Origin of the sequence: Scandinavium sp., from assembly GCF_051650185.1 — a bacterium.
Taxonomy (GTDB): Bacteria; Pseudomonadota; Gammaproteobacteria; order Enterobacterales; family Enterobacteriaceae; genus Scandinavium.
On the sequence record NZ_JBOFIN010000139.1, the window covers coordinates 1 to 13463 of the forward strand.

Sequence of the window (13463 nt, forward strand, 5' to 3'; positions counted from 1 at the left end):
GGTTGCGGAGGCAATGGCCATGGTGCGAGCGCTGAACAAAATGACGAAAGCAGGTATGCCAGAAAGCGTGCGTATTGCCTGAAAACACAACCTGCTTCGGGGAGACTTACCCGAAATCTGATTTATTCAACAAAGCCGGAGCAAACACTAAAAACGGCAACCCGAAAGTTGCCGTTTTGCTTTTACCTCGCCTCAGGTTCTGCCGGCTTTTTCTTTTTCGCTTTGCTGAAACTCTTCTTCTTCGGCTGCTCGCCGCCTGGCGCGATTAAGCCCCGGAACTGCTTCACCGGCGTGCTGCGGGCCTGCTGAATCAAATCGTACAGCGTGCCGACCAGCGGCTGCATGAAGTCCTGATAGCGACACTGCTTTTCGCTGATTTGCGTTAACACGGATTCCCAGTGCGCGGTCATATCCGGGCGACCGGCCATTTCCGGCAGCGAATGGATCAGCGCCCGTCCGGCTTCCGACGAGTGAATGTAGCGTCCTTTCTTGGTCAGGAAACCGCGCTTAAACAGCAGCTCAATAATCCCCGCGCGCGTGGCTTCGGTGCCGAGTCCATCAGTCGCTCGCAGGATCTTCTTCAGATCTTTGTCCTGAACGAAACGCGCGATCCCGGTCATGGCCGACAGCAGCGTTGCATCGGTGAAATGACGCGGAGGCTGTGTCTGGCGCTCTATCACTTCACCCTTTTCACAAAGCAGTTCATCGCCTTTCGCCACGACGGGTAACGGCGTGCCATCGTTTTCTTCATCGCGTTCTTTGTTACCCAGCAGCGTGCGCCAGCCCGCTTCCGCAAGGAAACGCGCTTTGGCGACAAACTTGCCGTTGGCGATATCAAGATCAATCTGACATTTGCGGAACACCGCGTCCGGGCAGAACTGCATCAGATACTGGCGGGCGACCAGCTCGTACACTTTCGCTTCGTTATCGGTCAGACGCACCGAAGAGCTACGTGCGGTTGGGATAATCGCATGGTGAGCATCGACCTTTTTATCGTCCCAGCAGCGGTTGCGAATTTCCGGGTCAACCACTGGCTGCGGCAGCAAATCCGGCGCATGAATGCCGATGGCATTGAGCACCGCCTGGCGCCCGGCAAAGTGCTCATCCGGCAGATAGCGGCTGTCGGAACGCGGATAGGTGATCAGTTTGTGGGTTTCGTACAGCTTCTGACAGATATCCAGCACGTTCTGCGCGCTGAAACCAAAGCGTTTCGCCGCTTCAATCTGCAAAGCTGACAGCGAAAACGGCAGCGGAGCCGGTTCTGATTCCCGTTTATCGTTATAGCCGGTGACCATCGCAGGCTGCCCGGCAATGCGGGCGACCACGTGATCGGCCAGCGGACGATGCAACAGACGCCCTTCTTCATCCTGATACGGTTCGCACGCCTCACTTGGCTGCCAGGTGGCGGTGAAGCGCTCATCGGCTGGCGTGACGATATGCGCTTTAACATCAAAGAAGTCCTTTGCGACGAAATTTTCGATCTCTTCGTCGCGACGCACCACCAGGCCCAACACCGGGGTCTGTACGCGGCCCACGGACAACACGCCCTGATAGCCTGCGTTGCGGCCAAGCAGGGTGTAAGCGCGCGTCATGTTGATGCCGTACAACCAGTCAGCCCGGGCGCGAGCCAGCGCAGATACGCACAGCGGGATGAACTCGCTGTTCGCACGAAGACGTGAGATTGCACGCTCTACCGCCTGCGGGTTGAGATCGTTAATCAGGCAGCGCTGCACCTGCTGGCGCTTTTCGGCGGGCAGCTCCAGATAATCCAGCACTTCGTCCACCAGCAGCTGCCCTTCTCTGTCCGGGTCACCTGCGTGGATAACTTCAGTGGCTTTTCCGAGCAAATGCTTGATCGCGTTCAACTGTTTGGTCACTGACGGCCGCGGTTGCAGCCGCCATTTTTCCGGGACGATCGGCAAATCCATCAGGTTCCAGCGCGCGTAACGGCTGTCGTAAACATCCGGCTGCGCCTGTTCCAGTAAATGGCCGATACACCAGGTGACCACCTGGCCGTTACCACATTCGATATAGCCATCGCCTCTGCGGTGCGGTTTAGGCAGCACATCGGCAATGGCACGAGCCAGACTCGGTTTTTCCGCGATAAACAAACGCATGGGGTTAGCGGATCTCGATCATCGGACGTCCACCGCGCGCGGCCACCAGCTCGCCGATAGCCGTCAGGGTGATGCCATACTCGGCGGCTGTCGCTTTCATCTCTGTTTCTGCTTCCGGCGTGACGGCCAGCAGCAAACCACCGGACGTTTGCGGGTCGCACAGCAGATTACGCCACGCTTCCGGCATTTCGCCCATCAGGTGGCCGTAGCTCGCGAAGTTACGTGAAGTGCCGCCCGGCACCGCGCCCTGAGCGATGTACTCTTCAACACCCGGCAGTTTTGGCACATCGGCAAAACGAATTTGCGCCTGCACGCCTGCGCCCTGACACATTTCACTGAGATGCCCGAGCAGACCAAACCCGGTGACATCGGTCATCGCTTTAATACCGTCGATGTTGGCGAAAGCGGCGCCAGCGATATTCATCTGGCACATCACTTCCGTCGCCAGCCCCTGATGTTCAGGTTTGAGCAGCGATTTTTTCTCTGCGGTGGTCAGCACGCCGATGCCGAGTGGCTTCGTCAGAAACAGCTTACATCCGGCCTGCGCCGTGCTGTTTTTCTTCACGCGTTCCGTTGGCACAATGCCCGTCACCGCCAGGCCAAAGATAGGTTCAGGCGCATCGATGGAGTGCCCACCGGCCAGAGCAATACCCGCCTGCTGACAGGCAAAGCGCCCGCCCTCAATGACTTCACGGGCGATTTCTGGCGCAAGGGTGTTGACTGGCCAGCCCAGAATGGCGATCGCCATGATCGGCTTCCCGCCCATGGCAAAAATGTCGCTGATGGCGTTGGTGGCAGCGATGCGGCCAAAATCGAACGGATTGTCGACGACAGGCATGAAGAAATCGGTGGTGCTGATAACCGACGTCCCGTTACCTAAGTCATACACCGCCGCATCGTCGCGGGTTTCGTTGCCGACAAGCAGGTTCGGGTCGACAAACTTCGCCTGGGAGCTCAGAAGGATGGTTTCCAGCACTTTGGGGGAAATTTTACAACCGCAACCGGCTCCGTGGCTGTATTGCGTCAAACGAATGGCTTGCTCGCTCATGGACATCTCCTGTCATTGCAATCCCGCTATGTTAGCGCCCATTTGCGTGGGTGATAAGTGTGACAGTCTGAAATCGCGCGCTGTTGCTCACTATCCGCGCAATCCCTCGCATCGTGCGCCGCTTTAATACATTCACCATTCTTATGTATCTGCAATTTTGCGAGGTACCGCAATTTTTTCTGCGCCGTTTTTCTTTCTACTGTTTATGACAGAAATGTTACAGCCTGTTTGGGACGATTCGATAACGAAAGGAAACCTCGATGAAAAAAAGTCTTTTGGCGTTTTGCGTCGCCAGTTTGTTCTCTGTGAATGCCTTTGCGCTGGTGCCGTCTGGCAATGATGCCACCACCAAACCTGACCTCTATTACCTGAAAAACGCCCAGGCTATCGACAGCCTTGCCCTTCTGCCTCCGCCACCGGAAGTGGGCAGCATCGCGTTCCTGAACGATCAGGCCATGTACGAACAAGGCCGCCTGCAGCGTAATACCGAGCGAGGTAAGCAGGCAGCGGAAGATGCGAACCTGAGCAGTGGCGGCGTGGCGAATGCGTTCTCTGCGGCGTTTGGTTCACCAATAACTGCGAAGGACAGCCCTGAGCTGCATAAACTGCTGACCAATATGATCGAAGATGCGGGCGACCTTGCCACCCGTTCGGCGAAGCAAAAATATATGCGCATTCGCCCGTTTGCGTTCTATGGCGTGCCAACCTGCAATACCAAAGAGCAGGATGAACTGGCGAAAAACGGCTCTTATCCGTCAGGCCATACGTCGATTGGCTGGGCGACCGCGTTAGTGCTGGCAGAGATAAACCCGACTCGTCAGAACGAGATCCTGAAACGCGGATTCGATCTGGGCCAAAGCCGTGTTATCTGTGGTTACCACTGGCAAAGTGATGTGGATGCGGCGCGTATCGTAGGGTCAGCGGTGGTTGCCACGCTGCACACCAATCCGGCGTTCCAGCAGCAATTGCAGAAAGCCAAAGACGAGTTTGCGAAAGCTCAGAAATAAGCCTTATCAGGGCCGGGAGCGTCCCCCTCTCCCCGGCCCTCTCCCGCGGGGAGAGGGAGAGAAGATTGCTCCTGGCTTTTATTTCTGACTAAAAATCAGAAACGCACGACAAACGGCGTGGTGTCCGGCACGGAAATACTGGAGGACGCTTTCAGCTGCGGCGTGCCCAGATAGAGGAAACCGACGATCTTATCTTGCTCACGGCACTGCAAACCATCGCGGACAACGGGGCTTTCAGTTAATGCGCCGCTGCGCCAGATCCCGTTAAAACCTTGCGCCACGGCCGCCATTTGCATTGCCATCACGGCGCAACCGGCAGACATCTCTTGTTCCCACATCGGCACCTTGGGGTGCTCCTGACATTTCGCCACCACGGCGATGATCAGCGGTGCGCGAAACGGCGCGTTGCGGGCTTTCTCGATAGCTTTTTCATCCTGTTCAGCGGCAACTGCGCCCTTCTCAAGAAGCTGGCTGAAACGCTCGCGCCCTTCGCCTTCAATCACAAAAAACTGCCAGGGTGTGAGCGTGCCATGATCGGGGGCTCGCAGTCCGGCACGGAGAATATTCTCCAGCTGTTCGCCCTGTGGGGCGGGCTCGGCCAGGCGTGAAGCGCTGCGGCGGTTGACGAGCAGGTCAAGTGCATCCATTACTTATCTCCGGGTTACAGGGATTTTCACAAAATTAACATGGAAGCAGATTTTGTTACAGCGCGGGCGCCGATTCCTGCTGACAACCGGCGGCGGTGTCTTTAGGATAGCCACACGTCGCGCCTTCGCGGGCGGACCTCTATTCATTCAGGCAGGGAGAAAACATGCGAACCCTTTGGCGAATCATTGCCGGATTCTTTAAATGGACATGGCGTCTGTTGAACTTTATTCGCGAACTGGTGCTGAACCTGTTCTTTATTCTGCTGGTGCTGGTGTGCGTTGGCATCTGGATGCAGGTGAGCAGCAGTACAGCTGAGAGCACGGGCCGCGGCGCGTTGCTGATGGATCTCACCGGCGTGGTGGTCGATAAACCGTCAACCAGCAGTAAAATCAGCGCCATCAGTCGCCAGTTACTGGGTGCCAGCTCCGACCGCCTGCAGGAAAACTCCCTGTTTGATATCGTTCAGACGATTCGCCAGGCCAAAGACGATCGCAATATCACCGGTATCGTCCTGGATTTGAAAAACTTTGCCGGGGGCGATCAGCCTTCCATGCAGTATATCGGTAAAGCGCTGCGCGAATTCCGCGACAGCGGCAAACCGGTGTATGCCGTGGGCGATGACTACACCCAGGCTCAGTATTATCTCGCCAGCTTCGCCAACAAAATCTATCTGTCGCCGCAGGGCACGGTCGATCTTCACGGCTTTGCGACCAACGGGCTGTACTACAAATCACTGCTCGATAAGCTGAAAGTGACCACCCATGTGTTCCGCGTCGGGACGTACAAATCTGCCGTTGAGCCGTTTATCCGTGACGATATGTCCCCGGCCGCACGCGAGGCAGACAGCCGCTGGATTGGCGAGCTGTGGCAAAACTATCTGAATACCATTGCGGCAAACCGCCAGACCACGGCTGAACAGATTTTCCCTGGCGCGCAAGGCGTGCTGGACGGTTTACGTAAAGTCGATGGCGACACCGCGAAATATGCGCTGGACAGCAAACTGGTCGATCAGCTGGCGTCAAACACCGACGTTGAAAAAGCGCTGACCAAGCAGTTTGGCTGGAGCAAAGCGGATAACAACTATCGGGCAGTCAGCTATTACGACTACAACCTGAAAACCCCGGCTGATACTGGCGCAAGCGTGGCGGTCATTTTCGCCAACGGTGCCATTATTGACGGTCAGGAAACCCCGGGGAACGTAGGTGGCGATACCACCGCCTCGCAAATTCGCGATGCCCGTCTGGATCCGAAAGTGAAAGCCATTGTGCTGCGCGTCAACAGCCCTGGCGGCAGCGTGAGCGCCTCGGAAGTGATTCGCTCTGAGCTGGCGGCTGCACGTGCGGCAGGCAAACCTGTTGTCGTCTCCATGGGCGGGATGGCGGCCTCCGGTGGCTACTGGATCTCCACTCCGGCAGATTACATCGTGGCGAATGCCAGCACCCTGACCGGCTCCATCGGTATCTTCGGCGTGATTAACACCGTTGAAAACAGCCTGGATTCCATTGGTGTGCACACCGATGGCGTGTCGACGTCCCCACTGGCGGATATCTCGATGACCAAAGCGCTGCCGCAGGAAGTGCAGGACATGATGCAGCTCAGCATCGAGAACGGCTATAAGCGCTTTATCACTCTGGTGGCGCAGTCTCGTCACAGCACGCCAGAACAGGTGGATAAAATCGCTCAGGGCCACGTCTGGACCGGTCAGGATGCCAAAGCCAACGGCCTGGTGGATAGCCTCGGTGATTTCGACGATGCCGTCGCGAAAGCCGCGGAGCTGGCGAAACTGAAAGAGTGGCATATCGACTACTATCAGGAAGAGCCAACGTTCTTCAATATGGTTATCGATAGCCTGAGCGGCTCTGTCCGCGCAGCATTGCCACAGGCGCTGCAGGCTTATCTGCCCGCCCCGCTGGTCACCGCCGCAAGCGTAGTCAAGGAGGAAGGCGATAAGCTTGCCGCCTTCAACGATCCACAGAACCGTTATGCGTTCTGCCTGACCTGCGCTAACATACGCTAATTCGCATCCCCTCCACCGGAGGGGATTTTTTTAGTTAAAATTCAGTCACTCATCATGCAAAAGAAATCGATTTACGTAGCCTACACCGGCGGGACTATCGGTATGCAACGTTCTGAACACGGGTACATCCCGGTTTCAGGTCACCTGCAACGCCAGCTGGCGCTGATGCCGGAATTCCACCGCCCGGAAATGCCTGACTTTACCATTCACGAATACCAGCCCCTGATGGACTCCTCGGATATGACGCCGGAAGACTGGCAGCATATCGCCGACGATATTCAGGCGCATTACGATGATTACGACGGTTTCGTGATCCTGCACGGCACGGACACTATGGCGTTCACCGCCTCTGCGCTGTCGTTTATGCTGGAGAATCTCGGTAAACCCGTCATTGTGACGGGTTCACAAATTCCGCTGGCGGAGCTACGTTCTGACGGGCAAATCAATTTGCTGAACGCGCTGTATGTGGCAGCAAACTACCCGATTAACGAAGTCACGCTGTTCTTCAATAACCGGCTGTATCGCGGCAACCGCACCACCAAAGCTCATGCCGATGGTTTTGATGCATTCGCCTCGCCAAACCTGCAACCGCTGCTGGAAGCCGGGATTCACATCCGTCGTCTCGGCACACCGCCTGCACCGCACGGCACTGGCGATCTGATTGTGCATCCTATTACCCCGCAGCCCATTGGCGTGGTGACCATTTATCCGGGGATCTCCGCCGACGTGGTGCGCAACTTCCTGCGCCAGCCGGTGAAAGCCCTGATTCTGCGCTCCTATGGTGTGGGCAATGCTCCGCAAAGCGGTGAGTTCATCAAAGAGCTGGCGGAAGCCAGCCAGCGCGGCATTGTGGTCGTCAATTTGACGCAGTGCATGTCCGGGAAAGTGAACATGGGTGGTTACGCCACCGGCAATGCCCTCGCCCAGGCAGGCGTGGTCAGCGGCTTCGATATGACCGTAGAAGCGACCCTGACCAAGCTACACTATCTGTTAACGCAGGGCCTGAATGCTGACGCGGTTCGCACCGCAATGCGGCAGAATCTGCGTGGTGAACTGACGCCCGACGAGTAAGGAGAGGCGATGAACGCAAGAGCGCTGTTACTGGTTGATCTCCAGAATGACTTTTGTGCCGGAGGCGCACTGGCCGTGCCGGAAGGCGACAGCACGGTGGAGATTGCCAATGCGATGATCCACTGGTGTCTGGTTCGCGGTGACTCCATTGTCGCAAGCCAGGACTGGCACCCCGCTAATCACGGCAGTTTCGCCAGTCAACATGGCGTTGATCCCTATTCTCAGGGTGAGCTGGATGGCTTGCCGCAAACCTTCTGGCCCGATCACTGCGTGCAGAACAGCGAAGGCGCTGAACTGCACCCGCTGCTCAACAGCCAGCACATCGATATTGTTTTTCCGAAAGGCGAAGCGGCAAACATCGACAGCTACAGCGCTTTTTACGACAACGGCCATCGCCAGAAAACCGGCCTTGATGAGTGGCTACGTGCGCAAAAAGTCACTGAACTGATTGTGATGGGGCTGGCAACGGATTACTGCGTGAAGTTCACTGTTCTTGATGCGCTGAAGCTGGGTTATGAAGTCAACGTTATTACCGATGGCTGTCGCGGGGTGAATATCCATCCACAGGACAGCGTCGAAGCGTTTATGGAAATGGCCGCAGAAGGCGCCACGCTGTATACCTTTGCCGACTGGCAGGAAACTCAGGCCTGAATTCAGCCGCTCTGCGGTGATAAAAAAAGCCACCCGAAGGTGGCTAAGCGGAAAGAAAAGTGCACTGGTAAGCCCAAGGAAGGTAATACTTTTGCCTTACAGGTAGACGCGCAGGCCAACCGCAGCGAGGTGGTCGTCGATGTTGAAGGATTCATCTACGTGGCCCCAGCTCTTCTGATAGCTGTACTCGATGTAGGTCACTGCGTGAGAGCCAATCCAGTAGTCAGTCCCCAGCACCGTTGACTGGAAATACTGCCCGTCCATCGCCCCGCCGCCCTGCAGCCAGCTGAAGTCGGCGTAAATGCTCCACTCTGGCGTTAATTTCAGCTGGGAGTTGTACTCCAGCCCCATCACCGATTCACTGTCGTCGGTATGGCTGCTGCCGGAAGCCGCAAGCACATCGTCAACCTCGTTGACGTAATACGTCACCTGAGCGCCGTTGTACCACGCCATCCCGCCAATATCCGTGGTGTATTTCAGGTTCAGGCCGGACGAGTAGGTCTGGCCGTCATAGGCTGGGCCCGTCGAGATAGTCATCGGAATGCAGGTGTTAGCCGACACGGCGGTACAGACGCTGCTGTTGCCGCCATCGACGCTGTAGTTGTTCCAGCCCAATGCGCCGGAAACGGAGAAGCCGTTATCCCAGCGGTACTGGAGAGCAGCCACTGCGCCACCGTGAACGGTCGCCGCGCCATCACGATAGGCGTCCTGCAGATTCGGGCCACCGTCGCCATAGTTGGCAAACTCAATGCCGTCCACAGTGTCGTTGCCCTGTCCCATCACCCCAAAGGTAAGATTGTTGTCGTTGTAGTAATAGACGGCGGAGGAGTTGACGATGTCCGTCGACATCCCTGATTTATCATGTTTTGATTTACCGCCCCAGGCGTAGGTGGTATCGATTCCCAGCCCCCAGTCGGTCGGGGCGTACTGTTTACCGAAGGTCACCACGCCCATATCGCTGTTCCCCACCCCGACGTAAGCCTGGCGGGTATAGAGATCGTTGCCCTGGTCGCTGGTCGCAGAATCGAAACCGTGCATTCCGGTTTCAAAATAGCCGGCGGCATAGTTGCCGTAAGCATCAAGATTGTGACGGATCGCTACCCCAAAACGGGTATCGTTATTCTGAATATTATGGCTTTGCGTATTTTTTGAATCTGTTTTCGCATACAGACGAACCGATCCTAATAAACCTACTGACGTATTTTCATCATTCCAGATCACAACGCCTTTTGTTTGCTCCGCCGTATAGGCAGGGGCAGCCTGAAGAGGCTTATTCTCTGCTGCGACAGCAGAAAAGGCCAGCATAATGCCTGCGGCAACTGCCGTCAGCGTTAACGTTTTTGCCATTGCTATTTCCTTATTAGACATAAATGATATCGTTTTATGATAAAGGCAGCGCGCTTAAGTTTTGAATTCCGCATTAAGATAGCAACGGGATAATTCCGCACCAATAAATAACTTTTGTCAGCTAAGCAAAGTTGTTAATTTCTGGTAAAGGCGCTGAAAACGGCAATGACAAATAAGTAGAGAATAAAACCATTTCGGTTGAAAAATGTGATCCGCCCGGGAAAATAAGCTGAGAACAATTCACATTATTTATACTAAGGAATACTATTATTGAATTAGCTCATAGTAGAAAAAAAACAGGGAGACCAGCCCTATGGCGGTCCGAATTGGCGAGTTCCTCGCTTCCGACAGTGAACCCCTTCGCCCGGTGCCCACGATTGAACAGATTTACCATCTCCTCTCTCCGTGGCATGAACCTTTCGTATTAAACGAACGAAAAATGCCGAATGACAGCATTGACTATATCTATTTTATTCGTGAAGGTGTTTATACCATCTTCCGCCGGACCGATCGTTTCCCGCTATTCACCAGCCAGGCATCCGAAAGCCGAATGGCTATTTATGGCCTGGTTGATGCAGTGCTTGATGAAAAAATATATCAGATCTATCCGGAGACACAGTGTAAAGGATTCCGGGTCCAGTCACGGCATTTAAAACAATTTGGCGAGCACTCCGAACTCTGGGTTAATATTAGCCGTCTGGTTGCCTGGTTTTCATTATATGCCACTCGACGCGACGCGCTGATTAACGGTTCGTTGAATCATTATCGAATCATCAGGTATCACTTAATTTTGTTAATGGCGATCCCGGCAGAGACCAGAAGAACAATCAACGCCCAACGCTTTATCACGGAAAGAACCCGTATCTCCAAGAGCAGCGTTCTGAGAATCTTATATACGCTGGAGAAAGCGTCAGTATATTAGTACCCGCTGGGGAAAACTTATTGATATTAAGTATCTGCCGAAGGACTTTTGAGCCGCAAAACCTGAAGCGCCTTCGCAGTTTTAACGAAACGGTAATGCTACTCTTCTCAGGCTGTTTTTTCGCCACGCCCTTGTGTGGCGTGTCGGTCTTTTTTATCAGTCAAAGAGGATGATTTATGAAAGTATTGCCTGTTCTGGCAGCCCTGCCCCTGATCTGCACCTCGTCGGTTTTCGCCGCTGACCTGATGTCGGTCGGCTATTTTAACGGCGGTGGCGACGTCACCGCCGGGCCTGGTGGTGATATCGATAAGCTCGATGTCCGCCAGATAACCCACCTCAACTACTCCTTCGGCCTGATCTACAACAGCGAAGCGGGTGAAACCAATGAAGCCCTGAAAGACGCCAGCAAATTGCACCAGATCTGGCTGTCGCCGAAGGTCATCGCCGATCTGCACAAGATCCCTGAATTACGTAAGCAGAACCCAGACCTCAAAGTGCTGCTTTCCGTTGGCGGCTGGGGCGCTCGTGGCTTCTCTGGCGCGGCGGGCAGCAAAGAAAGTCGTGCCGTCTTTATCCGTTCTGTTGAAGAGGTGGTGAACACCTATGGCCTGGATGGCATCGATCTTGACTGGGAATATCCGGTCAACGGCGCGTGGGGGCTGGTGGATAAGCAGCCTGAAGACAAAGACAACTTCACCGCCCTGCTCAGAGAGCTGCGCGCGGCTTTGCCAAAACATAAAATGGTAACTATCGCCGTAGGCGCCAATGCTGAAAGCCCGAAAAGCTGGGTCGATGTGAAGGCCATCGCGCCTTACCTGAATTATATCAACCTGATGACCTACGACATGGCGTACGGCACCCAGTACTTCAACTCAAACCTGTATGACTCCAGCCATTGGCCAACCGTGGCCGAAGCGGATAAATACAGCGCTGATTTTGTGGTGAATAACTACCTTGCCGCCGGGCTGAAACCGGAACAAATGAATCTCGGGATAGGTTTCTATGGCCGCGTGCCAAAACGCGCCACTGAGCCCGGCATTGACTGGAGCAAGCCAGATGCAGCGAAAAACCCGGCGACTCAGCCGTACTTCAGCAAACAGGAAACCGACCTGTTCCGTTCACTTGGGTTTGATCTCAGCAAGGACACCTACGTGAAGTACAACGACATCGTCGGCAAGCTGATTAACGATCCGCAAAAACGCTTTACCGCACACTGGGACGATCAGGCTAAGGTACCGTGGCTGTCGGTGAAATCAGCGGAGGGGAAAGATTTGTTTGCCCTGTCGTATGAGAACCCACGTTCTGTGGACCTGAAGGCACAGTACATCAAGGAAAAAGGACTTGGTGGCGCGATGTTCTGGGAGTATGGCGCGGATGACAATAACCAGTTAGCGAAGCAGCTGGCGACGTCGCTGGGTATCAAACACTGATAACACTTTTTTGCCCGGTGGCGGCTACGCCTTACCGGGCCTGCCTGGCTCAAAGCCCTGTGTAGGCCCTGTAAGCGCTAGCGCCGCTGGGCAAAATGCTCACTGCATTTTCAGCGTCGCAATCGGCTTCGGCGCAATGCCGAAATCCTCTTTGAGCTGCTGCTTACTCTTCATCACCATCTGACCTTTGGTGTCGATAGTCATGTGCTGGGCGTCCGTGTTGTGGCGTGCCTGCCACAGCATCACCAGTTGCAGGCTGTTCTCTTTTTGCTCCGGCGTTAACGCGACGCCATCAGGCCATTTTCCCAGCTCTACAGCCGTCGCCAGACGCTGATAAACTTCCTCGGTCATGCCGTCGATAATTTGCTCGATTTCCACGATCTGCGGTGCTCCTCAGGAATAATTTGCTGAATCGTTTCTTCAGCCTTTGGTTTTGTCACCGTTTTGCTCATCGGTGAAACTCAATGAAGCTGAATTCACACAATAGCGCTCCCCTGTCGGCTGCGGGCCGTCCGGGAACACGTGACCTAGATGCGCGTCACAGTTTCCGCAGCGGATTTCCGTGCGCTGCATACCGTGGGCGTAGTCATTCAGATAACGAATTGCCGTGTCGCTAACGGGCTCATAAAAACTCGGCCAGCCACAGCCTGAGTCATACTTGCTCTCGGCGGTGAACAGCGGCGCATCGCAAACCAGGCAATGGTAGATACCGTCACGCTTATTGTGCAGCAGACGCCCGGTAAAAGGCGGCTCGGTACCGTGCTTCTGGGTCACGTAAAACTGCATTTCACTTAAGCTGCTTTCGAGCTCTTCGGGAGTGGGTTTATTCGCCATTTGCTCACTTCTCGCGGGATAAAAACGGGCTTACGGCCCCGATTCTAACAAAACATTAACAATGAAGTGCGAACTTTTGTTCTAAACTTAGTCGTTGCGAAAGGACAGCCCGATAATCGTGATCAAAATCACATTTTTATCTCTTCTGGCCTTTAAAATTCCGGGCGCAGCCCTCATATGGAATTCGGCCCAAAGGATGAGTGAGGCAGTCAATCGTGCAAAGGCTAAGCATAGGATTGATTTGTCGCAATGATTGACACGATTCCGCTTGACGCTGCGTAAGGTTTTTGTAATTTTACAGGCAACCTTTTATTCACTAACAAATAGCTGGTGGAATATATGACTATCAAAGTAGGTATCAACGGTTTTGG

General features: G+C 54.7%; 13 protein-coding genes. 7 read left to right on the forward strand and 6 right to left on the reverse strand.

The window, feature by feature from the left end; genetic code table 11:
- On the forward strand, positions 1-82 hold an 82-nt coding region (locus ACRCWW_RS19020), incomplete at its 5' end, for a hypothetical protein (protein WP_259293634.1).
- Between the two features lie 100 nt (positions 83-182).
- On the opposite strand, the gene ACRCWW_RS19025 is transcribed toward ACRCWW_RS19020, so the two are convergent.
- Both ACRCWW_RS19025 and selD read right to left on the reverse strand, forming a co-directional pair.
- The gene (locus ACRCWW_RS19025) at positions 183-2117 is read right to left on the reverse strand and encodes a DNA topoisomerase III (protein WP_438683780.1); all 1935 of its coding nucleotides are present in this window, start codon (positions 2115-2117) and stop codon (positions 183-185) included.
- Between the two features lie 4 nt (positions 2118-2121).
- Positions 2122-3165: a selenide, water dikinase SelD gene (gene selD, locus ACRCWW_RS19030; RefSeq protein WP_438683781.1), complete on the reverse strand. Its 1044-nt coding sequence runs from the start codon at positions 3163-3165 to the stop codon at positions 2122-2124.
- A 260-nt stretch (positions 3166-3425) separates the two neighbouring features.
- On the opposite strand from selD, the gene phoC reads away from it, so the two are divergent.
- Complete coding sequence (phoC, locus tag ACRCWW_RS19035) at positions 3426-4172, forward strand: acid phosphatase PhoC (RefSeq protein ID WP_438683782.1); 747 nt, start codon at positions 3426-3428, stop codon at positions 4170-4172.
- Between the two features lie 95 nt (positions 4173-4267).
- Here the strand turns inward: phoC and ACRCWW_RS19040 are convergent, their stop codons facing one another.
- Positions 4268-4819: an NAD(P)H nitroreductase gene (locus ACRCWW_RS19040; protein WP_438683783.1), complete on the reverse strand. Its 552-nt coding sequence runs from the start codon at positions 4817-4819 to the stop codon at positions 4268-4270.
- A 164-nt stretch (positions 4820-4983) separates the two neighbouring features.
- On the opposite strand from ACRCWW_RS19040, the gene sppA reads away from it, so the two are divergent.
- The 3 genes from sppA to pncA are packed head-to-tail and all read left to right on the forward strand — an operon-like array spanning position 4984 to position 8559.
- Positions 4984-6837 carry a signal peptide peptidase SppA gene (gene sppA, locus ACRCWW_RS19045; protein ID WP_438683784.1) on the forward strand — a complete coding sequence of 618 codons (1854 nt, stop codon included), beginning with the start codon at positions 4984-4986 and terminating at the stop codon, positions 6835-6837.
- A gap of 54 nt (positions 6838-6891) precedes the next feature.
- A complete protein-coding gene (gene ansA, locus ACRCWW_RS19050) occupies positions 6892-7908 on the forward strand; it encodes an asparaginase (RefSeq protein WP_438683785.1) in 1017 nt (338 codons plus the stop codon).
- A 9-nt stretch (positions 7909-7917) separates the two neighbouring features.
- Complete coding sequence (gene pncA, locus ACRCWW_RS19055; protein ID WP_438683786.1) at positions 7918-8559, forward strand: bifunctional nicotinamidase/pyrazinamidase; 642 nt, start codon at positions 7918-7920, stop codon at positions 8557-8559.
- Positions 8560-8655: 96 nt separating this feature from the next.
- On the opposite strand, the gene ACRCWW_RS19060 is transcribed toward pncA, so the two are convergent.
- Complete coding sequence (locus ACRCWW_RS19060; RefSeq protein ID WP_438683787.1) at positions 8656-9906, reverse strand: porin; 1251 nt, start codon at positions 9904-9906, stop codon at positions 8656-8658.
- Positions 9907-10219: 313 nt separating this feature from the next.
- Here ACRCWW_RS19060 and ACRCWW_RS19065 point away from each other — a divergent pair, with 313 nt between their 5' ends.
- Positions 10220-10828 (forward strand): helix-turn-helix domain-containing protein, encoded by a 609-nt coding sequence (locus tag ACRCWW_RS19065; protein WP_438683788.1) that lies wholly within the window; start codon positions 10220-10222, stop codon positions 10826-10828.
- Between the two features lie 176 nt (positions 10829-11004).
- Positions 11005-12258: a glycoside hydrolase family 18 protein gene (locus ACRCWW_RS19070; protein WP_438683789.1), complete on the forward strand. Its 1254-nt coding sequence runs from the start codon at positions 11005-11007 to the stop codon at positions 12256-12258.
- Between the two features lie 99 nt (positions 12259-12357).
- On the opposite strand, the gene ACRCWW_RS19075 is transcribed toward ACRCWW_RS19070, so the two are convergent.
- Both ACRCWW_RS19075 and msrB read right to left on the reverse strand, forming a co-directional pair.
- Positions 12358-12636, reverse strand: coding sequence for a YeaC family protein (locus ACRCWW_RS19075; RefSeq protein ID WP_438683790.1), 279 nt, complete (start codon positions 12634-12636; stop codon positions 12358-12360).
- A gap of 42 nt (positions 12637-12678) precedes the next feature.
- Positions 12679-13092 (reverse strand): peptide-methionine (R)-S-oxide reductase MsrB, encoded by a 414-nt coding sequence (gene msrB / locus ACRCWW_RS19080; RefSeq protein ID WP_438683791.1) that lies wholly within the window; start codon positions 13090-13092, stop codon positions 12679-12681.
- Positions 13093-13463 lie beyond the last annotated feature (371 nt).